The organism is Thermaerobacter subterraneus DSM 13965, assembly GCF_000183545.2.
Taxonomy (GTDB): domain Bacteria; phylum Bacillota; class Sulfobacillia; order Thermaerobacterales; family Thermaerobacteraceae; genus Thermaerobacter; species Thermaerobacter subterraneus.
This window is the reverse complement of the sequence record NZ_JH976535.1, coordinates 71,020-91,566: the sequence shown is the minus strand read 5'-3', so window position 1 is coordinate 91,566 and position 20,547 is coordinate 71,020. Positions and strand designations below refer to the sequence as shown.

General features: G+C 70.0%; 14 protein-coding genes, 3 tRNA genes and 3 rRNA genes. 19 read left to right on the top strand and 1 reads right to left on the bottom strand.

Annotation, left to right across the window (positions count from 1 at the left end; translation table 11 throughout):
- The first annotated feature begins 10 nt into the window (after positions 1–10).
- The 14 genes from recR to rsmI all read left to right on the top strand — a co-directional run bounded on the left by recR (position 11) and on the right by rsmI (position 13,313).
- On the top strand, positions 11–610 hold the full coding sequence (gene recR, locus THESUDRAFT_RS00430; RefSeq protein ID WP_006902726.1) for a recombination mediator RecR: 600 nt from the start codon (positions 11–13) through the stop codon (positions 608–610).
- A 478-nt stretch (positions 611–1,088) separates the two neighbouring features.
- Positions 1,089–1,301 (top strand): YaaL family protein, encoded by a 213-nt coding sequence (locus tag THESUDRAFT_RS13780; protein ID WP_207635408.1) that lies wholly within the window; start codon positions 1,089–1,091, stop codon positions 1,299–1,301.
- 19 nt (positions 1,302–1,320) lie between these two features.
- Positions 1,321–1,611, top strand: coding sequence for a pro-sigmaK processing inhibitor BofA family protein (locus tag THESUDRAFT_RS00420; RefSeq protein WP_006902724.1), 291 nt, complete (start codon positions 1,321–1,323; stop codon positions 1,609–1,611).
- A gap of 218 nt (positions 1,612–1,829) precedes the next feature.
- Complete coding sequence (gene gltX / locus THESUDRAFT_RS00415) at positions 1,830–3,353, top strand: glutamate--tRNA ligase (protein ID WP_006902722.1); 1,524 nt, start codon at positions 1,830–1,832, stop codon at positions 3,351–3,353.
- 485 nt (positions 3,354–3,838) lie between these two features.
- A tRNA-Gln gene (locus tag THESUDRAFT_RS00410) sits at positions 3,839–3,909 on the top strand.
- Between the two features lie 4 nt (positions 3,910–3,913).
- Positions 3,914–3,986, top strand: a tRNA-Glu gene (locus tag THESUDRAFT_RS00405).
- A gap of 308 nt (positions 3,987–4,294) precedes the next feature.
- Positions 4,295–5,853 (top strand): 16S ribosomal RNA (locus THESUDRAFT_RS00400).
- Between the two features lie 240 nt (positions 5,854–6,093).
- Positions 6,094–9,078, top strand: a 23S ribosomal RNA gene (locus THESUDRAFT_RS00395).
- Between the two features lie 103 nt (positions 9,079–9,181).
- Positions 9,182–9,298, top strand: a 5S ribosomal RNA gene (rrf, locus tag THESUDRAFT_RS00390).
- The 16S, 23S and 5S rRNA genes sit together here with 3 tRNA genes alongside, the layout of an rRNA operon.
- 179 nt (positions 9,299–9,477) lie before the next feature.
- Positions 9,478–9,549: transfer RNA gene (locus tag THESUDRAFT_RS00385), tRNA-Asn, on the top strand.
- 169 nt (positions 9,550–9,718) lie between these two features.
- A complete protein-coding gene (gene tmk / locus THESUDRAFT_RS00380) occupies positions 9,719–10,471 on the top strand; it encodes a dTMP kinase (protein ID WP_006902721.1) in 753 nt (250 codons plus the stop codon).
- 223 nt (positions 10,472–10,694) lie between these two features.
- The gene (locus THESUDRAFT_RS00375) at positions 10,695–11,024 is read left to right on the top strand and encodes a cyclic-di-AMP receptor (RefSeq protein WP_006902720.1); all 330 of its coding nucleotides are present in this window, start codon (positions 10,695–10,697) and stop codon (positions 11,022–11,024) included.
- Between the two features lie 94 nt (positions 11,025–11,118).
- Positions 11,119–12,090, top strand: coding sequence for a hypothetical protein (locus THESUDRAFT_RS14810; RefSeq protein ID WP_169328689.1), 972 nt, complete (start codon positions 11,119–11,121; stop codon positions 12,088–12,090).
- A gap of 8 nt (positions 12,091–12,098) precedes the next feature.
- Positions 12,099–13,313 carry a 16S rRNA (cytidine(1402)-2'-O)-methyltransferase gene (gene rsmI / locus THESUDRAFT_RS14805; RefSeq protein WP_006902718.1) on the top strand — a complete coding sequence of 405 codons (1,215 nt, stop codon included), beginning with the start codon at positions 12,099–12,101 and terminating at the stop codon, positions 13,311–13,313.
- 497 nt (positions 13,314–13,810) lie between these two features.
- Here the strand turns inward: rsmI and THESUDRAFT_RS00360 are convergent, their stop codons facing one another.
- Positions 13,811–14,059: an AbrB/MazE/SpoVT family DNA-binding domain-containing protein gene (locus tag THESUDRAFT_RS00360; RefSeq protein ID WP_174266693.1), complete on the bottom strand. Its 249-nt coding sequence runs from the start codon at positions 14,057–14,059 to the stop codon at positions 13,811–13,813.
- Between the two features lie 994 nt (positions 14,060–15,053).
- Here THESUDRAFT_RS00360 and metG point away from each other — a divergent pair.
- From metG to THESUDRAFT_RS00335, 5 genes are all read left to right on the top strand, one after another.
- Entirely contained in the window at positions 15,054–17,123 is a 2,070-nt protein-coding gene (metG, locus tag THESUDRAFT_RS00355) for a methionine--tRNA ligase (RefSeq protein ID WP_006902716.1), read from the top strand.
- A complete protein-coding gene (locus THESUDRAFT_RS00350) occupies positions 17,120–18,004 on the top strand; it encodes a TatD family hydrolase (protein ID WP_006902715.1) in 885 nt (294 codons plus the stop codon). Before metG ends, THESUDRAFT_RS00350 begins: the two co-directional genes overlap by 4 nt.
- A 309-nt stretch (positions 18,005–18,313) precedes the next feature.
- A complete protein-coding gene (gene rsmA, locus THESUDRAFT_RS00345; protein ID WP_006902714.1) occupies positions 18,314–19,276 on the top strand; it encodes a 16S rRNA (adenine(1518)-N(6)/adenine(1519)-N(6))-dimethyltransferase RsmA in 963 nt (320 codons plus the stop codon).
- A gap of 71 nt (positions 19,277–19,347) precedes the next feature.
- Entirely contained in the window at positions 19,348–19,824 is a 477-nt protein-coding gene (locus THESUDRAFT_RS00340; RefSeq protein WP_006902712.1) for a ribonuclease H-like YkuK family protein, read from the top strand.
- Positions 19,825–20,050: 226 nt separating this feature from the next.
- Positions 20,051–20,338, top strand: coding sequence for a Veg family protein (locus THESUDRAFT_RS00335; protein ID WP_006902711.1), 288 nt, complete (start codon positions 20,051–20,053; stop codon positions 20,336–20,338).
- Positions 20,339–20,547 lie beyond the last annotated feature (209 nt).

Genomic DNA, 20,547 nt, shown 5'->3' with positions numbered 1-20,547 from the left:
CGATGCCGGCATGGAGCACGCGCCTGCCTTTGCCCGCCTGATCGCCGAGTTGGAGAAGCTGCCCGGCATCGGCCCCAAGACGGCCCAACGCCTAGCCTATCACCTGCTCTTCCGCCCCCAGGAGGAGGTCCGGGCCCTGGCGGAGGCCATGGTGCAGGCCCGTGCCAGCGTCCGTTACTGCAGCGTCTGTGCCAACCTGACCGACCGCGATCCCTGCCCTGTCTGCCGGGATCCCGGGCGGGACCCGCGGGTGATCTGCGTGGTCGAGCAGCCCCGTGATGTGGTGGCCATGGAGCGCACGCGGGAGTTTCGCGGCCGTTACCACGTGTTGCACGGGGTCATCTCACCCATGGATGGCGTGGGGCCGGAGCAGCTCAGGGTGCGCGAGCTGCTGGCCCGCCTGCGCCAGGACCCGCCGGTGGAAGAGGTGATCCTGGCGACCAACCCCACGGTGGAGGGCGAGGCGACCGCCCTTTATCTGGCCCGCCTGATCAAGCCCCTGGGCATCCGGGTGACCCGCATCGCCCGCGGCGTGCCCGAGGGCGGGGACCTGGAATACGTGGACGAGCTCACCCTGACCCGCGCCCTGCAGGGACGGCAGGCCCTGTAGGATACGCCAGCCCTCTTCCTTGCTGGAATAAATCCCTGCTTCTGGGTCCATGTTTCCTCTTGCCGGCCGGCCGCGGCGGTGGTTCAACCCGCGTGTCCCGCCGCATACCCATAGGACAGGGGTCACCGCATGCCGGGACCCCCAAGGCCGGCAAGGGGCGTGGAAGGGAATGCACGCAGAACGGGAACGCAGCTGGCTGCGACGCTGGTGGTGGCTGTGGCCCCGGCGGCGGCCCGCCGGCCCGGCCGGGGACGAACCGGCCAAGGCTCTGGTCCCGTGGCCCCCAGGGGGTCCGGGGCCTGCTCCGCATCGCCCGGACCGTTCCCCCTCCCTTGCGGGACGCGGGCGGCCGCGCCCGGCCCCAGGCCGGCGCGCGCTTCGCCTCCCCTTCTCCCCCGCCGGGCCCGGCCAGGAAACCCGGGCTGGGGGCCGGGGAGCGCGGACCGGCAGCCCTGAGGACGACGCCGCCTTCGACTGGGTGCGCGCCGTCGAGGAGGCCCGGCGGGACTGGGAGCAGGCCCGCCTGTACTTCGAATGCGTCACCGACCGGGACCTGGTGGACCAGGCCATCCACCTTGTGCTTGCGGCGGAAAAGCGTTACGCCTACCTGCTGAAACAGGCGCGCCAGCGGGGCATCCAGGGCCTGCCGGCCCACCCCGGGGATCCGGCGGGACGGAAGGTGGCGCCTTGAAGGCCTTGAAGGCGGGGTGATGGCCATCGCCGGCGACGGCACCTGGGGGACCCTGGGCCTGGCCGCGGTGCTTTTGGGGGCCCTTACCTGGCGCGCAGCCACGGCCGCGTCTGCCGGTGAGGCCCTAGCGCGCCTGATGGCCGACCTGGCCGTCGGGTCCGGCTGGGTCCTGGCCTTGAACCTGCTGCTGTCCCCTCTGGGTGCCCACGTGGGGTGGAACCCGGCCACCGCCTGGCTGGCGGGCACCCTGGGCCTGCCCGGCGCCATGGCCCTGGCGCTGCTGGCCGTGATGGCGCGCTGGCAGCCCTAGCGGCCCCCTGCGGGCGCGCCCCTTGGGCGATCCCCTGGGGCGCCCCGGGTGCCCCTCCCATGCCCGGCCTCCCTTTCCTTGACGCTGCCAGGCCGCTTTGTTACGATACCGCCGCTCCTGAGGAGGCCGCGGCGGGCCGAGCCGGCCCCTGGCCCGGCGCGCGGCCGGTTCGTCCGGCATCATTTCGCGATGTTCGCGGTCGCGAGGAGGCAAGCCCCATGTCCCAGCCGGTGCGGGTCCGGTATGCGCCGTCGCCCACGGGTTACCTGCACATCGGCGGCGTCCGGACCATCCTGTTCAACTGGCTGTTTGCGCGGAAGCACGGGGGCCGGTTCGTCCTCCGGTTCGAAGACACCGACCCCGAGCGGTCGCGGGATGAATTGATCGAACCCATGCTGGAGAGCATCCGCTGGCTGGGCCTGGACTGGGATGAGGGCCCCGACGTGGGCGGTCCCTACGGCCCCTACCGGCAGTCCCAGCGGCTCGACCTGTACCGGCAGGAGCTCGACCGCCTGCTGGCCGAGGGGAAGGCGTACTACTGCTATTGCACCCCCGAAGAGCTGAACGCCGAACGCGAGGCGGCGCGGGCGGCGGGCCGGCCGGCCGTCTACAGCGGCCGCTGCCGCCATCTGACCGAGGCCCAGCGGCGGGAACTGGAGGCCGAAGGGCGCCGCCCGGCGGTGCGCCTGCGGGTGCCCGATCAAGGGCTGGTGACGGTCCGCGACCTGGTGAAGGGCGAGGTCGCCTTTGACGTGGCCCAGTTCGGGGACTTCATCATCGCCCGCGCCGACGGGATGCCCGTGTACAACTTCGCCGTGGTGGTGGACGACCACCACATGGCCATAAGCCACGTGATCCGCGGGGACGAGCACCTCTCCAACACGCCCAAGCAGCTGCTGGTCTACCAGGCGCTGGGCTGGGAGCCGCCCCAGTTTGCGCACGTGCCCATGATCCTGGCGCCCGACCGGAGCAAGTTGAGCAAGCGCCACGGTGCGGTGGCCGTCGACGAGTACCGGCGCCAGGGGTTCCTGCCCGAGGCGATCCTCAACTACGTGGCCTTGCTGGGCTGGTCCCCCGGAGACGACCGGGAGATCCTGTCCCTGGACGAGATGATCCAGCTCTTCGATCTGGACCGGGTCTCCCATACCGCGGCCATCTACGACGTGGAAAAGATGGCCTGGATGAACGGCCACTACCTTCGCGAGGCCGATCTGGACCGGGTGGTGGAACTGGCCCTGCCGCGCCTGCAGGCAGCGGGACTTCTGGACGCGCCGCCCCAGGGCGAGGAGCGCCGGCGGCTGCGGGCCATCCTGGACGCCGTACGCCAGCGGGTCCGGACCCTGGATGAGCTGGTGGAAGCCAGCCGCTATTTCTTCACCGACGTGGAGGGGTACGACGAGGCCGGGGTGCGCAAGCACTTCGACCGCGACGACGCCATCCCGATCCTCGAGGCGGTGGCGGAGACCCTGGCCCGGGTCGAGCCCTGGACCCAGGCGGCCATCGAACAGGCCTTACGCGGCCTGGCGGAGCGGCTGGGTGTGGGGACCGGGCGCATCTTCCACCCCACGCGCCTGGCGGTGTCGGGGCGCACGGTGGGCCCCGGTGTCTTCGATGTGATCTGCTGGGTCGGGCGCGAGCGCTGTCTGGAGCGGATCCGGCGCGCCATCGGGTGGATCCGGCAGCGGCGGGCCGCGCGGGCGGCGCAGCCGGCTGGGCGCCCGGGCGGGCCGGTGGGCAGCTGAGGCTGTGCCTTGCGCCTTCGGGGTTGCCGGTTCTACCGGAGCCGGTGGCGGCACGGGCTGCCGGCCGGCCGGGCGGTTAGGGCCGCCCGGCGGCGGGAACCGCCAGGCCACCGGCCTCCCGCCGCCCCCCGGCCGTGCTTGGCGCGGTGGTTTTAAGGGGCCGTGGGGCGGGCGTTGCCGGTGCCGGTTTCCGGCTATGTCATGGGCTTCCCTGTCCGCCATCGGGAACAGAGGCACCAGGCGTGCCCGTGTTTCCTCCACCGCAGCCTTGGGTATGATAGGGCCCGGCCGGACCGCCGCGGCCCGTGCGTCGCGAGGCAGGGAGGGACCGGCATCCCCGGGACGCCCCAGCGGCACCACAGCCTGCCGGCCGGCCCGTGGGGCCAAGCAGTTGTAGCAGCGCGGATGCCGTGCTATAATGCGTGTTGCGCCCGCGGGGCGCCGGTTCGAAGGCCTTGACAGGCTCGCGAATCGAGACAACATGATGGGGATTGGGGTAACGGCAGCCCGCCAGGTTCTGGCCCTGGTAGTCCAGGTTCGAATCCTGGATCCCCAGCAGTGCCCCGTTCGTCTAGCGGCCTAGGATACCGCCCTCTCACGGCGGAGACACCGGTTCGAGTCCGGTACGGGGCACACCAGCACCCGGGAGCTCGCTTCCGGGTGCTGCTTCTGCGGCGGCCTCGGGCCGCCTCGGGCGCGCGGCAAGCCGGCGCCACGGGGTGTTGACAGGGTCAAAGGCCGCTGCTAAGATACCAAACCGTCGGCGCCGCGAGCGCCGGGCGAAACGACTGGTCCTTGAAAACGGAGCAGCGCGTGGAGAGGCAGGCCTTGCGAGCCTGGTGGTCACCGTGCCGTTGCGCGGGAGCGCAGGGGTGGCGGTGGCCGGGCAACGCGAAAAGAGCGCGAGCCGCGAGAGGACTCTCTTGCGGGAAGGGAACTTTCCGGAGGAGAGTTTGATCCTGGCTCAGGACGAACGCTGGCGGCGTGCATAAGACATGCAAGTCGAGCGGGGGGACTGGGGAGCTTGCTCTCCGGTCTCCTAGCGGCGGACGGGTGAGTAACACGTGGGCAACCTGCCCGGCAGTGGGGGATAACCCTGGGAAACTGGGGCTAATACCGCATACGGTCCGCGCTCCGCATGGGGTGTGGAAGAAAGGCCGTCGTGAGGCGGTCGCTGCCGGAGGGGCCCGCGGCCCATCAGCTGGTTGGTGGGGTAACGGCCCACCAAGGCGACGACGGGTAGCCGGCCTGAGAGGGTGGCCGGCCACACTGGGACTGAGACACGGCCCAGACTCCTACGGGAGGCAGCAGTCGGGAATCTTGCGCAATGGGCGAAAGCCTGACGCAGCGACGCCGCGTGGGGGAGGAAGCCCTTCGGGGTGTAAACCCCTGTCGTCCGGGACGAAGGTGAGGGGCTGAAAGGCCTCTTGCTGACGGTACCGGAGGAGGAAGCCCCGGCTAACTACGTGCCAGCAGCCGCGGTAAGACGTAGGGGGCGAGCGTTGTCCGGAATCACTGGGCGTAAAGGGCGCGTAGGCGGCCTGGCAAGTCGGATGTGAAAGGTCCCGGCTCAACCGGGGAGGTGCATTCGAAACTGCCGGGCTTGAGGGCAGGAGAGGGCAGCGGAATTCCCGGTGGAGCGGTGAAATGCGTAGAGATCGGGAGGAACACCAGTGGCGAAGGCGGCTGCCTGGCCTGGCCCTGACGCTGAGGCGCGACAGCGTGGGGAGCGAACGGGATTAGATACCCCGGTAGTCCACGCCGTAAACGATGGGTGCTAGGTGTGGGAGGTATCGACCCCTTCCGTGCCGGAGCTAACGCACTAAGCACCCCGCCTGGGGAGTACGGCCGCAAGGCTGAAACTCAAAGGAATTGACGGGGGCCCGCACAAGCGGTGGAGCATGTGGTTTAATTCGAAGCAACGCGAAGAACCTTACCTGGGCTTGACATCACCGCGAACCTGGCCGAAAGGCCGGGGTGCCCTTCGGGGAGCGCGGTGACAGGTGCTGCATGGTTGTCGTCAGCTCGTGTCGTGAGATGTTGGGTTAAGTCCCGCAACGAGCGCAACCCCCGCCCTGTGTTGCCAGCGGCTTGGCCGGGCACTCACAGGGGACTGCCGGTGACAAACCGGAGGAAGGTGGGGATGACGTCAAATCATCATGGCCCTTATGCCCAGGGCTACACACGTGCTACAATGGCCGGTACAACGGGTTGCGAACCCGCGAGGGGGAGCCAATCCCTAAAAGCCGGTCCCAGTTCGGATCGCAGGCTGCAACTCGCCTGCGTGAAGCCGGAATCGCTAGTAATCGCGGATCAGAATGCCGCGGTGAATACGTTCCCGGGCCTTGTACACACCGCCCGTCACACCACGGGAGCTGGCAACACCCGAAGCCGGTGGCCCAACCCGAAAGGGAGGGAGCCGTCGAAGGTGGGGCCGGTGACTGGGGTGAAGTCGTAACAAGGTAGCCCTACGGGAACGTGGGGCTGGATCACCTCCTTTCTAAGGAGTGCCCGCCGGTGCACCGCACCGGCCCACTCCAGGTCGATCCTGCCTCGACGAAGCGCGCTGCTCGGTTTTCAAGGACCGGGTCGCCCGGTGCCTGGGCGCCCTGGGTTTTGCACCTTGACAGCGGCATAGGGGAAGCAGGAGAGCGTGATGCGGGAAGCCGGTGTGCGCGCCTTGTGCGCAGCACCCGCGGGGCAGCGGTTGGCGCTGCGGCGGGTGGGTGGCGTGCGAGGGCGAGAAGGTAGGAAGGGCACACGGTGGATGCCTCGGCGCGAAGGGCCGATGAAGGGCGTGGTAAGCTGCGAAAAGCCTCGGGGAGCCGCAAGCAGGCGTTGATCCGGGGATGCCCGAATGGGGAAACCCGGCGGGGGGAATGCCCCGTCATCCCGGACTGAATCCATAGGTTCGGGAGGGGAACCGCGGGAACTGAAACATCTCAGTACCGCGAGGAAAAGAAATCAACCGAGATTCCCCGAGTAGCGGCGAGCGAAAGGGGAGGAGCCCAAACCCGGGCGGTGGAGAAGGCTGCCACCGTTGCCGTCCGGGGGTTGCGGGGCGCAGGAGCGGAGCTTGGCAGGGCTCCGGCGGAGTGAGCAAGCCGTCCGCTAGCCGAAGCGGTCTGGAAAGGCCGGCCAGAGAGGGTAACAGCCCCGTAGGCGAAAGCGGAAGGCCTCCGTTGCTGCGTTCCCGAGTACCACGGGGCACGTGGAACCCCGTGGGAAGCTGGGGGGACCACCCTCCAAGGCTAAATACCCGAGCGACCGATAGTGCACCAGTACCGTGAGGGAAAGGTGAAAAGCACCCCGGGAGGGGAGTGAAAGAGAACCTGAAACCGTGTGCCTACAGTCAGTCGGAGGGGCGCAAGCCCTGACGGCGTGCCTATTGAAGAATGAGCCGGCGAGTGACCGTCTGCAGCGAGGTTAAGGGCCGCAGGTCCGGAGCCGCAGGGAAACCGAGTCCGAACAGGGCGCCAGTTGCAGGCGGTCGACCCGAAACCGGGTGATCTACCCATGGCCAGGGTGAAGCGCGGGTAAGACCGCGTGGAGGCCCGAACCAGGTTGGTGTTGAAAAACCATCGGATGAGCTGTGGGTAGGGGTGAAATGCCAAGCGAACCCGGAGATAGCTGGTTCTCCCCGAAACCACTTGAGGGTGGGCCTTCCGGGCTGACGCGCGGGGGTAGAGCACTGCTTGGGCTAGGGGCCTTCGCGGGTTACCGAACTCAGGCAAACTCCGAATACCGCGCGGTGTACCGGAGGAGTTAGAGCACGGGGGATAAGCTTCGTGCTCGAGAGGGAAACAACCCAGACCACCAGCTAAGGCCCCCAAGTCCGTGCTAAGTGGCTAAGGATGTGGGGTCGCTAAGACAACCAGGATGTTGGCTTAGAAGCAGCCATCATTTAAAGAGTGCGTAATAGCTCACTGGTCGAGCGACCCTGCGCCGAAAATGACGCGGGGCTCAAGCACGGCGCCGAAGCTGTGGACGGGCGCAAGCCCGTGGTAGGGGAGCGTTGCCTGGGCGGCGAAGGCCGGTCGTGAGGCCGGCTGGAGCGCAGGCAAGTGAGAATGCCGGCATGAGTAGCGAAAAGGCCGGTGAGAATCCGGCCCGCCGAAAGCCCAAGGGTTCCTGAGCAAGGCTCGTCCGCTCAGGGTTAGTCGGGACCTAAGCCGAGGCCGAAAGGCGTAGGCGATGGAGAACCGGTTCATATTCCGGTACCACCGGGAAGCCGTTACGAGCGATGGGGGGACGCAGGAGGGTAGGTACCGCCGGCCGCTGGAGATGGCCGGTGCAAGCGGGTAGGGAGCCCCGGGAGGCAAATCCCCCGGGGAGTCCTGAGACGCGACGCCGAGCCCCCTCGGGGGCGAAGGGGCCGATCCCCCACTGCCAAGAAAAGCCTCTAGCCAGGCTTCCGGTGCCCGTACCCGAAACCGACACAGGTGGGCGAGGCGAGAAGCCTAAGGCGCGCGGGAAAACCCTCGCTAAGGAACTCGGCAAACTGACCCCGTAACTTCGGGAGAAGGGGTGCCCCCTGGGGTGAAGGCCCTGGCGGCCGGAGCGCCGGGGGGTCGCAGCGAAGAGGCCCAGGCGACTGTTTATCAAAAACACAGGTCCCTGCGAAGCCGTAAGGCGCAGTATAGGGGCTGACGCCTGCCCGGTGCTGGAAGGTTAAGGGGAGGGGTTAGGGCGCAAGCCCAAAGCTCCGAACCGAAGCCCCAGTAAACGGCGGCCGTAACTATAACGGTCCTAAGGTAGCGAAATTCCTTGTCGGGTAAGTTCCGACCCGCACGAAAGGCGTAACGACCTGGGCGCTGTCTCGGCGAGGGGCCCGGTGAAATTGAGCGGCCCGTGAAGACGCGGGCGACCCGCAGCTGGACGGAAAGACCCCGTGGAGCTTTACTGCAACCTGTCATTGAACGTCTGCCGGCCATGTATAGGATAGGTGGGAGGCTGCGAACCCGGGCCGCCAGGTTCGGGGGAGCCGACGGTGGAATACCACCCTTGGACGGCGGGCGTTCTAACCGCGGCCCGTCATCCGGGTCCGGGACCGTGGCAGGTGGGCAGTTTGACTGGGGCGGTCGCCTCCTAAAAGGTAACGGAGGCGCCCAAAGGTACCCTCAGCACGGTTGGAAATCGTGCGCGGAGTGCAAAGGCACAAGGGTGCTTGACTGCGAGACCGACGGGTCGAGCAGGGGCGAAAGCCGGGCTTAGTGATCTTACGGTCCTGTGTGGAAGGGCCGTGACTCAACGGATAAAAGCTACCCCGGGGATAACAGGCTGATCTCCCCCAAGAGTCCACATCGACGGGGAGGTTTGGCACCTCGATGTCGGCTCATCGCATCCTGGGGCCGCAGCAGGTCCCAAGGGTTGGGCTGTTCGCCCATTAAAGCGGTACGTGAGCTGGGTTCAGAACGTCGTGAGACAGTTCGGTCCCTATCCACTGCGGGCGCAGGAGACTTGAGGGGAGCCTTCCCTAGTACGAGAGGACCGGGAAGGACCGACCGCTGGTATCCCAGTTGTCCCGCCCGGGGCACGGCTGGAACGCCATGTCGGGACCGGATAAGCGCTGAAAGCATCTAAGCGCGAAGCCGACCCCAAGATGAGGTCTCCCATCCCGTCAAGGGAGTAAGACCCCTGGTGGATCACCAGGTCGATAGGCCGGGCGTGTAAGGACCGCAAGGTCTTCAGCGACCCGGTACTAATCGGTCGAGGCCTTCTCCCTTCATCCCTCCACCCCCCGCCCATCGCCAAGCGTTGCTCCGCTCCCGCCTCACCCACGCTCCGCTTCCCCTGTGCCGCTCTCAAGGGGCAAAACCCCCCACCGTTCCGGTGGCCATAGCGGAGGGGTCCCACCCGTTCCCATCCCGAACACGGCCGTTAAGCCCTCCAGCGCCAATGGTACTGGGCGGGCCACCGCCCGGGAGAGTAGGTCGCCGCCGGAACACTTTTTTAACTTTGTTCAGCTTCAAAGTTACATCACGGTTCCCAGCCGTTCCGGGCCGATGACCGGGGTGGTTTCAACCTGGCACGACGGGCACGGCGCTGTACGGATCTGGCAGGCGTTCTGACAGGGATTGTAGGGTGCCCTGGCAGAGGCTATAATGGGGACTGTGATGGTCGTTCCAGCGTAGCTCAGCGGTAGAGCACCCGGCTGTTAACCGGGGGGTCGCAGGTTCGAATCCTGCCGCTGGAGCACGCCTAGAGCCGAGAGGCGACGGTATTCAGCCGTCGCCTCTCGGCGTTATGGAACCCGAGCGGGCCCAAGCAGAACCGCGACCGGCGGTTCCGCGAGATCCTGTCGAGGAGATAGGGTACCGGCCGGCGAACCTAAGAAGGACCATGGCGGAGGTCGCGCCGGCTGAGTGCAGGCGTTCCAGCTGAGTGGCTTCCTCAAGGTAGGGCACCAGGACATGGGGAAGGACACGGCGGCTGACATGGCGCAGGACCGGGCGGCAAGCGGGCCGGCGGGACGCGGCCCGTTACGGGCTGCCGCCCGGCGCGGCTGGTTCATCACCCTGGAGGGTGGGGAAGGCAGCGGCAAGAGCACCCAAGCGGCGGTGGTGATGGACTGGCTGCGCTCCCGCGGCATCCCGTCCCGGCTGGTCCGCGAGCCCGGCGGCACGGCCCTCGGCGAGCGCCTGCGGGAGCTGTTGCTGGACGGCGCCGGCAGGCCCGTGCCCATGGCCGAGATGCTGATGTTCGCGGCGGCCCGAGCCCAACTGGTGGAGACGGTGATCTTGCCGGCCCTCCTGGCGGGTGAGACGGTGGTCTGCGACCGCTATGTCGACTCGAGCCTGGCCTATCAAGGGGCGGGGCTCGGTCTTGGCGGCACCACGGTGTGGAGCGTCAACCGCCTGGCCACGCGCGGGCTGCTACCGGACCTGACGCTGCTCTTTGATTGCCCTCCCGATGTGGCGCGGGCCCGCCTCCGGCGCCCGGCCGACGGCATCGAGAGCCGCGACACCGGTTTCCACCACCGGGTGCGCCAGGGCTACCTCGACCTGGCGCGGGCCGAGCCGCGTCGCATCGTGGTCATCGATGCCACGCGCCCTGCCCTGGTGGTGGCTGAGGCTGTTCGCGAGGCGCTGGAGCGCACGCTTGGCCCCCGGCTGTAGCCCGGGCTTGCAGGGACCGGTCCGAATTCGGCGGCTCATCCGGGTCGCGCATGCCCCGGGCGGCCCGCACACCGGGACAGGTGCCCGCGATTAAGCTATTAAAACAGGCCCGCAGGACAGGGCCGGAAGCGGTCCTGCGCCGCGCAGCCCCGTGGCCAGGGCGGCCCTGGCGGCCCTGGCGCCTGCGGCGAGGGGCGGACGACCAGAAAGGCGGGTGGCCGCGGTGAAGCTGGTGGTGGCGGTGGTACAGGATAAGGATGCCGGCCGCCTGATCGAGGAACTGGTGGACCGGGGATACCGGGCCACCAAGCTGGCCAGCACCGGTGGCTTCCTCAAGGAGGGCAACACCACCCTGCTGGTGGGGGCCGAAGATGCCCAGGTGGACGAGGTGGTGGCCATCATCAAGAGGGTCTGCCGGCCCCGGGAACAGGTGGTGACACCGCTGGGGCCCATCGGTGGGGCCGTGGACACCTATGTGCCCTATCCCGTCGAGGTGATCGTGGGCGGCGCCACCATCTTCGTCCTGAACGTGGAGCGCTTCGAGCATGTTTGAACGGGATGGCCAGCCCCCCGAACAAGTACCAGCGAGACCCCAGTCGTTGCGTGGTGCCGGCGTGCGAAACCATGCCCCCTTCTGGTCTCGGCGGGTGGCCCATGCGTACCTGCTGGCCGGGCCTCCGGGAGCGGGGCACCAGGAAGCCGCCCAGGAAGCGGCCGCGGCCCTGCTGTGCCTCACACCGCGAAGCGGACAAGCCTGTGGAGATTGCGCCGCCTGCCGGCAGGTGGCGGCCGGTACCCATCCCGATTTGCTGGTGCCCGACGGCCACGGCATCGATGCGGTGCGGCGCCTCCTGGCCCTGCTGTCCCTGCGACCTCACGCGGGCGGGCGCAAGGTGATCCTCTGGCAGGACGCCGACCGCCTGACGGTGCAGGCAGCCAACGCCCTGCTCAAATCGGTGGAGGAGCCGCCGCCCTTCGCCGTCTTTCTCTTTACCACCGACCACCTGCCGGCCGTCCTGCCGACCCTGCGATCCCGCTGCCAGGTCGTTCCCTTCCGGCCGCAACCCCGGGAGGAGCGCGCGAAGGACCTGGCGGACCGGTCCGGGTCGTCCTTGCTGGCAGCCTACTGGGCCCTCTGCGCCTGCGGCGACCGCCCCGACGCCGCCCGATCGTATCTGGACGAACCCGGCTGCGCCGCGGAAGCAGAGGTGCTGGAGCGAGCAGCGGCCACCCTGGAGCGGGGCGGTCCCGCTGATGCCCTGGCGGTGGGCCGGACATTGGCTGAGTGGGGGGACCGGGCGGAAGGGGCCGTGGAGGTCCTGGTCTGGCGGTTGCGGCGGGGCGAGAAGGGGCAAGCGCCCGGCCGGTTGCTGGGCTGGACCCGTGCCCTGGCCGCGTTCCGCCGGGCCTGGCAAGCCAACGCCAACCGCCAGCTGGCCCTTGAGGTCTTCTGTTGGCGGTGCTGGGGGGTGGCGCAGGCAAGCGCCGCCTACCCTGAAGACCGTGCCGCCGCCCCGGCCCACATCGTCTCGGCGGCGGAGCGGGGTGACCTGGCCCTGACCGGCGCCGGACACCCCTCCGGTGTCGTGCCCGGGCGGGTATGGCTTCAGGGGAGGTGACCGCTCCGGTGAGCGGAGGCGCGACGGGCGACTGGGTGCGCCCGGGCACCCTTTACGTTTGCGCGTCCCCCATCGGCAACCTGGGTGACGTGACCCTTCGCCTGCTGGAGGTCCTGCGCCAGGCGGGTTACATCCTGGCCGAGGATACCCGCCGCACGCGGCGCTTGCTGTCCGCCCACGGACTCCGCGGCCGGGTGATCTCCTGCCACGAGCACAACGAAACCCAGCGGGCCGGGCAGGTGCTGCGCTGGCTGGCCGCGGGCGAGGTGGTGGCGCTGGTCACCGATGCCGGCACGCCGGGTCTGGCCGATCCGGGTGCCCGGCTGGTCGGCCGGGTGGCTGCGGCCGGCTGGCCTGTGGTGCCGGTGCCGGGACCCAGCGCGGCCCTGGCCGCCCTTTCCGTGGCCGGCATCCCGGCGTCGCGCATCCTGATCGAAGGGTTTCTCCCCCGGGAGCGGGAGCGTCGCCGCCAGCGCATCGCCGCCTGGCACCGGTGGGACGGCGTGGTGGTGTTCTTCGAGGCGCCTCACCGCCTGGCGGCGGTCCTGGAGGACCTGCAGGAGCTACTGCCGGATGCCTACCTGGTGGTGGCCCGGGAAATGACCAAGCGGCACGAGGAGATCCTGCGGGGCCGGGTAGCCCGGCTGGCCCCGGTCCTTCAAGCCGCACCCCCGCGGGGGGAGTACACCCTGGTGCTGGCGCCTCCCGGGGTTGCGGTGCCGCCGGACCGGCCGGCGCCGGGGGAGGGGGCCGGCACGGCCGGCGCCGGGGGAGGCCCAGGTCCGGACGAGGAAGCGGGCCTCCACCCAAGGCCGGCGCTGTCATGGACGGACCCTGGGCACCTGCGCGAGAACCGATCCGGAAACCGGCCGGTCCGGGCGGTGGAGGGGCCGGAGGGATGGGAAGGCACCGGGAAGGCGGCCGGCGCGGGGGTGGCCAGCCCCAGTGACGGCAGGCCCGCCGGTGACGATAGGCCCGCAACAGGGAGCGTGCCAGAGGAGCCGGTGCCCCTTGCTGGCCCGGAGGAGCCATGGCAGCAGGAGGCCGTTCCGCCCGATCCGGGACGGCTGGCCGTGGAGGTGGCTCAGCGGGTGGCGGCCGGCCTGGCTCCCAGCGCGGCCGCGCGGGAGGTGGCACGCCGGTACGGCCTTAGCCGCAGCCGGGTGTACCGTGCTTACCTGGACGCCGCCGGTTCAGGCCGTCCCCCATCGGACACGACCTGAACGGGAAGGCGTGCACGGGGGGCGGGCCAGGGCGCACCCATACTAGGCCGTGGCGACAGGGCGCGGGCTCCATACATCATGGAAAGGGGGCCCTGTACAGGGCCCCACTCTTTTCCACGTTTGTATGCATCGCCGGCAACGCTCCCCGGTCAGGCTCTGCCGGGCATCCCTGGCCCGACCCCGGGGCCCGGACCCCCTGCCAGGCGGTCCTTGCCACCGCCCCTGGCAGCCACCCCCACCTGCAGCAAACCGCCTGCTGCCCACGGCGGCCGTCCCTGCCGGATGGTGGTGAAGGTCCGTCTGGTCCACGCACCTTGCGGTGACGGGTCAAGCCCCGATCGCACCGGTTCCACCTATGCCAGGCTCCGTCCCGGTTCTGCCCCCAACCGGTTCCGGATTGGCGGCGCGGCCGCCTGCCCCGTGGAGCCGCACCAGCCTGGCGGGTGTCTCCCCTGCGGATGCCGTCCGAGCGGGCCCGGGCCGGTCGCCCGGTTCGCTCAGCTCGCCCGGGTGGCCATGATGGCCATGCAGCTCTTGCAGACGTTCTTCCCCTTGAAGTTCTCGACGTTGTAGGCGTTCCCGCAGAAGATGCAGGCGGGCTCGTACTTGCGCAGGATGATCTTGTCGCCGTCAACGTAGATCTCCAGCGAGTCCTTCTCCTGGATGTCCAGGGTCCTCCGCAGCTCGATGGGGATCACCACGCGGCCCAGTTCGTCCACCTTGCGGACAATACCCGTAGACTTCATCATTTACCCAGAGGCCCCCTTAACCGCTGATTTCTTTTGCCCCTCTATCAAGACCGTAGCACCAGTACCAAAAAACGTCAAGACACATCTCGACAACGCCAACGGAATGGCTGGGTGGGAAAAAGCTTACGGAACGGGGCCACCGGCGTTGCCGGGGAACGCCAGGCCGGGCGGCGGTGAACCCGGCCTGGGGCGGAACCCCCGGCCGAACCGTCGAACACCCTGCCGGGCCGCGGCACGCCCGGACGGGTCCCGGACCCCCGGTCCGGCTGCGGATCCGCAAGCGCTCGCCGAAGGGCGGTCGGGGCGCCCGCTTGCGGTATTGGAAGGCGGTGGTGACGCCTAGGCGAGGGAGACACCCCAGCCGGTTGTCCCGGCCGGTCCGGCCATGATCCCGGCTGCAAGCGCAGGCGAGGTGACTCCGAGGGCGGGCTGGTTCGCCAGCCCCGGCGCCGACGTTGCAACGGGCCCAGGCCAAGGACCAGGAGCGGCGGGCCAGGGCGGCTGCGCGCACGGGAGCGGCCCCGGTGCCGGCAAACTTGACAGCGGGGGCACGGCCAAGCCAAAATACGGCGCAAGCGGGAGGAACCCGGGAAAAGGGGGTCTTCCCCCGAAACCCGCAGGCCACCGGTCCGGAACCATAGTAATAGCAAAGGCCATGAAGGGGATGAGTAACCGGTCCGGACGCCCCAGCGAGGCGGGGATGGTGCAAGCCCGCCCGTCCGCCCGGCGAACATGGCCCCGGAGCCGCCGGCCCAACGGCGCCAGCCCAGTAGGCCCGGCCGGGTGCGCCCGTGAACGCGCAAGCCCCGCTGGTGCAGGCAACGCGGCGTCAGGCCTGGCGCTGGCGGGGTGCCAAGGCCCGTCCCCGCAAGGGGCGGGTGAAGCAGGGTGGTACCGCGAGAGTCCCTCGCCCTTGCCGGGCGCGGGGCTTTTTCTTTTGCCCGGCCCGGGCCCATCTTCCAGCCCAGCGGAGGACAGGAGGTGCACGGTGATGGCAGGTTCGTCGGCAACGCAGTTCCCGGCACAGGAGCCGGCCGGGTCGCAGGCCGGCCGCGGCCGGGGCCGGTTCTACATCACCACCCCGATCTACTACCCCAACGACCGGTTGCACATCGGGCACACCTACACCACGGTGGCCGCCGATGCCCTGGCCCGTTACCACCGGCTGCGGGGCGATGAGACCTGGTTGCTCACCGGAACCGACGAGCACGGCCAGAAGATCGAGCGGGCGGCACGCCAGGCGGGCAAGGAGCCCCTGGAGTACATCGATCCCATCGTGGAGGCGACCCGGCAGCTCTGGCAGAGGCTGCACATCAGCTACGACGATTTCATTCGCACCACCGAGCCGCGGCACAAGGCGCGGGTGCAGCAGATCTTCCAGCGCCTGTATGACAAGGGGGATATCTACAAGGGGGTCTACGAAGGCCTCTACTGCACGGCCTGCGAGGCCTACTACACCGAGGCGGAGCTGCTGGACGGGGGGCGTTGCCCGGTCCACGAGACGCCGGTGGAGCGGCTGCAGGAGGAAAGCTACTTCTTCCGGCTTTCCCGGTACGCCGAGCCCCTGCTGGAGCACATCGAGCGGCACCCCGGGTTCATCCAGCCGCCCAGCCGGCGGAACGAGGTGATCGCCTTCATCCGCCAGGGGCTGCAGGACCTCTCGGTGTCCCGCACCTCCTTCCGCTGGGGCATCCCCGTGCCCTTCGACCCGGACCACGTGATCTACGTCTGGATCGACGCCCTGGCCAACTACATCACCGCCCTGGGCTGGCCCGACGGCGAGCTCTACCGACGCTTCTGGCCGGCGGACGTCCACCTGATCGGCAAGGACATCCTGCGCTTCCATGCCATCATCTGGCCCGCCCTGCTGATGGCCCTGGGCGAGCCCCTGCCCCGCTGCGTGTACGGCCACGGCTGGCTGCTGATCGACGGCGGCAAGATCGGCAAGTCGCGGGCGGGCGGCCAGGTGATCGACCCGGTGCAGCTGATCGAGAAATACGGCGTCGACCCGGTGCGCTACTTCCTCCTGCGGGAGGTGCCCTTCGGCGACGACGGCAGCTACAGCGAAGAGGCCCTGGTGCGGCGGCTCAACACCGACCTGGCCAACGACCTGGGCAACCTGGCCTGGCGGACCACGGGGATGATCCAGCGCTTCCTGGACGGTCGCATCCCGCGGCCGCCCGCCGGGGCCAGCGACGGCGTGCTGGCGGCGGCGGCCCGGGAAACGGCAGCGCGGGTGGAACAGGCCCTGGACCGGTTCGACCTGCCGGCGGCCCTGCAGGCCATCTGGGACCTGATCGGCCGGGCCAACAAGTACATCGACGAACAGGCACCCTGGGCGCTGCGCCGGGAGGGCCGGCAGGACCGGCTGGAGGCCGTTCTTTACGACGTGGCCGAGACGGCGCGGGTGGTCGGGGTGCTGCTCTCGCCCTTCCTGGTGGAGACGCCGGCCCGGCTCTGGACCCAGCTGGGCCTGGGGCCGGACTACCGGCCGGCAGGCTGGCAGCAGGGCCTGGAATGGGGGCAGTTGCCGGCGGGGGCGCGGGTGGTCCGCGACCAGCCCCTGTTCCCGCGCATCGAGCTGGACGAACCGGCGGCCCGGGAGGCCGGCGATGGGGTGACGGCAGCGCCGGCGGGCCCTGCGGTGGCGGCGGCTGCCGGGACCAAGCCCACGCCCCAGGCCGGGACGGCGGCAGCGGCCGGTCCGGCCGGTGCCGGCGGCGGCGCCGCCCCGGCCGGCCAGGTGACCATTGAAGAGTTCGGGCGGATCGAGTTGCGCACGGCTCGGGTGATCCACGCCGAGAAGCACCCGCGGGCCGACCGGCTCCTGCGCCTGGAGGTCGACCTGGGCGGGGAACGCCGCCAGATCGTGGCGGGGATCGCTGCCCATTACCGGCCGGAGGAACTGGTGGGGAAGACCATCGTGGTGGTGGCGAACCTCAAGCCCGCCGTGATCCGCGGCGTGGAATCCCAGGGCATGGTCCTGGCGGCGGAGGACGGCCAGGGGCTGGCCCTGCTCACCACCGACCGTCCCATCGGGGAAGGGAGCCGGATCCGGTGAGGCCCGGAGCGGGGGCGCAGGCCACCGGGCTGGGCCCGCTGGCCCTCGTGGATACCCACTGCCACCTGGACTTCCCCGACTTCGACCGGGACCGGGACCAGGTGGTGGCCGCCGCCCGGGCGGCCGGGGTGGTGGCCATGATCACCATCGGCATCGACCTGGAAAGCTCCCGCCGGGCCGTGGCCCTGGCCGAGGGGTATCAGGACGTCTACGCCGCGGTGGGCATCCATCCCTACAGCGCCGGGGAGTGCACCGCCGCGGCCCTGGCCGAGCTGCGCCGCCTGGCCGCCCACCCGCGGGTGGTGGCCATCGGGGAGATCGGGCTCGACTACCACCGCGGCCGCGCGGGGGAAGCCCAGCAGAAGAAGGCTTTCCTGGCCCAGCTGGAGCTGGCGGCGGATTTGGGGTTGCCGGTGATCATCCACCAGCGGGACGCGGTGGACGACCTCTGGGACCTGCTGGCGGCGCCGGGCCGGCCGCAGGTGGAAGGCGTGCTGCACTGCTTCAGCGCCGGTCCCGACTGGGCCGCCCGCTGGGCCGCGGCGGGCTGGTTCATCGGGCTGGACGGGCCGGTGACCTTCAAGAACGGCGAGGACGCTCGAGCCACCGCCAGGGCGGTGCCCCTGGAACGGCTGCTGGTGGAGACGGACGCGCCCTTCCTGGCGCCCCATCCCCACCGGGGCCGGCGGAACCAGCCGGCCTGGGTGCGGCTGGTGGCCGAGCGGATTGCCGCCGAGCGCGGGCTTCCCCTGGACCGGCTGGCCGCCCAGACCACGGCCAACGCGGCCCGGCTCTTCCGGCTCGCCCTTCCCCCGGTGGCCCCGTCGGGGCCGCCCCGGGGGGAGGAAGCCGGCCGCCCGGCGGGGGGCGAAGGCCTCTAGACGGGAGGAGCGGGCCCCGGCGCCGGGCCGGCCGGAACCGCGACCCGGCAGGCGGGCAGGATCCGCGGAGCCGGGCAGCGGCGGTGCCGGCGGCCCGCGCCGGCGATGACGCTGGGGGCCGGGCCGCGCGGCCGCCAGGCTGGCCGGCCACCTGGAACCACGCTGGTCAGCCGGTCCACGCGGGTCAGCCGGTGCCGCCGTGGGGATGGTCGTCGGGGCGGCGGTACCGGGCCAGGCGGCCCCGGCCCGGGTACCGGTCCCGGCCCGGATCCCGCCGGTACCACGGGGCTGTTCGAGGAGGCACGGGGTGTGGCAGGTTCGTCCGGCATGCAGGGCCAGGAAAGGGGGCCCGGGGCCCACAGGGCCACCCACCGGTCCGAGCTGCGCCGGTGGCTCGAACGGTACGGCGTGCGGCCCAGCCGGCGGCTGGGACAGAACTTCCTGGTCGACGACAACTGGGCGGAACGGATCGTCGCCGCGGTGGAACCCGGCCCGGACGATCTGGTGATCGAGGTGGGACCGGGCCTGGGCGCCCTGACGGAGCGCCTGGCGCAGCGGGCCGGCCGGGTGCGGGCGGTGGAGGTCGACCGCCGGCTGGCCGCGGCCCTGCGGGAGCGGCTGGGGCACCTGCCGAACCTGGAGCTGGTGGAGGGGGACATCCTGGCCGTCGACCTGGACCGCCTGGCGTCGCGCCAAGACCCGGCGGGGGGGCCGGTCAAGCTGGCCAGCAACCTTCCCTACGCCATCACGTCGCCTTTCCTGGTGCGCTGGCTTGAAGCTCCCATCCGGTGGGAGCGGGCCGTGCTCACCTTGCAGGCGGAGGTGGTCGACCGGCTGGTGGCTGCGCCGGGCTCCGCGGCCTACGGCGCGCTGACGGTCTTCGTCGCCTACCATGCCCGGGTGGAGCGGCTGGGCACCGTGCCGGCGGGTGCCTTCTGGCCCCGGCCGGAGGTGGACTCGGCGGTGGTGCGCCTGTGGCCCCACCTGCGCCCGCCGGTGGCGGTGGCCGACCCGGAGGCCCTGTTCGCGCTGGTGCGGGCGGCCTTCAGCCAACGCCGCAAGCGCCTGGCCAACGCCCTGGCGGCCCATCCGGCGGTGGAGCGGGTGCAGGCCGAGGCGGCGTGCCGGGCGGCCGGGATCGACCCGGGAGCCCGGCCCGAGAACGTCGATCTGGAAGGGTTTGCGCGCCTGGCCAATCAGTTGTTCCCCCCAGGGCGACCGCCCCTGCCCGGCGGCGGGCCGTCCTTGGATATAATGAATAACGAGCACTGAAGAACAACGAGCACTCAAGCGGCAATCCTTGCAGCGGCTCGCAGTGGGCTTCCGGCCGGGGGGAAATGGCCGTGCAGACACCCTTCATCAGCCCAACCCGCGGTGCCCTCTCCTTCGACGGCCTGTGTGCCGAGATCCTGGACTACATCCGTGCCGAACCCGATGCCCAGTACAAGCTGATCATCGGCACCGACTCCCAGGTCCGGCAGCAGACCCAGTTCGTCACGGCCGTAGTGATCCACCGGCTGGGGAAGGGCGCGCGGTACTTCTACCAGGTGCGCAAGCAGCGGAAGATCACCAGCCTGCGGCAGAAGATCTTCTACGAGGCGAGCCTGAGCCTGTCCCTGGCCACCCGCCTGGCGGAGCGGCTGGCCCAGAGGGGCGGGCGGCTGCCCAACGTGGAGATCCACCTGGACGTGGGCATGCAGGGCGAGACCCGGGACCTGATCCGGGAGATCGTCGGCATGGTGGTCGGCAGCGGCTTTGACGCCAAGATCAAGCCCGACTCCTACGCGGCCTCCTCGGTGGCCGACCGCTACACCAAGTGACACCGGCCTGCCGGCGTGCCGCGCCCCTGGGGTGCGGCACGCGCACTGCGGGTCCCTGGAAAGCCCCCTCCACGCGGTGGGGCGGCGGTCGCGGAGCGGCGGTTGGGCTCACCGACAATTCTCGCTTGACACTCGAAAAAGGCCTCTGGTAGACTACCGCTTTTGACTCGCCCGGGTGAATGCAGTATAATGGGGCTTGAGCTTGCGGGGCAAAAGGGGTGTTCCTGTGGGCGAGTCGCGGAACGTGCTCGCCGAGATCCGGCGAGACCTGGAGAACTACGTGGGCAAGCGGGTCCGCATCCGCGCCAACAAGGGGCGCCGGCGCATCGTCGAACGGGAAGGCACCCTGGAGAAGACCTATCCCAACCTGTTCGTCATCAAGCTGGACGAGGAGTACCAGAACCGCAGGCTGTCGTATACCTATGCCGACCTGCTGACCGCCATGGTAGAGGTCAGCGTGTACAACGGCAACGAGCGCAAGAAGCTGAACTTTTCGGCCTCATCGGCCAGTTGACGGCGTCTCCGCCGGCCGGTGGGGCCGAAAAGGCGCAGGGGCGGGAGCACCGCAGGCGCGGTGCTCTTTTTCGTTTGCAGCGCACGGCCGCTCCAGCGCACGGTCGCCGACGCCCGCCGGCACCCGCCGGCGCCGGGAGGAACGCGTCCCGTAGGCGGGGGAACAGGAGCTGCGCCCTTCAGGACGAAGTGCTCATGGGTTTGTGCCGA

Bases quoted from the DNA above. Each gene is read 5' to 3' on its own strand.
- gltX (WP_006902722.1), top strand. From the start codon at position 1,830: ATGTCCCAGCCGGTGCGGGTCCGGTATGCGCCGTCGCCCACGGGTTAC.
- recR (WP_006902726.1), top strand. From the start codon at position 11: ATGGAGCACGCGCCTGCCTTTGCCCGCCTGATCGCCGAGTTGGAGAAG.
- metG (WP_006902716.1), top strand. From the start codon at position 15,054: ATGGCAGGTTCGTCGGCAACGCAGTTCCCGGCACAGGAGCCGGCCGGG.
- THESUDRAFT_RS00420 (WP_006902724.1), top strand. From the start codon at position 1,321: ATGGCCATCGCCGGCGACGGCACCTGGGGGACCCTGGGCCTGGCCGCG.
- THESUDRAFT_RS00360 (WP_174266693.1), bottom strand. From the start codon at position 14,059: ATGAAGTCTACGGGTATTGTCCGCAAGGTGGACGAACTGGGCCGCGTG.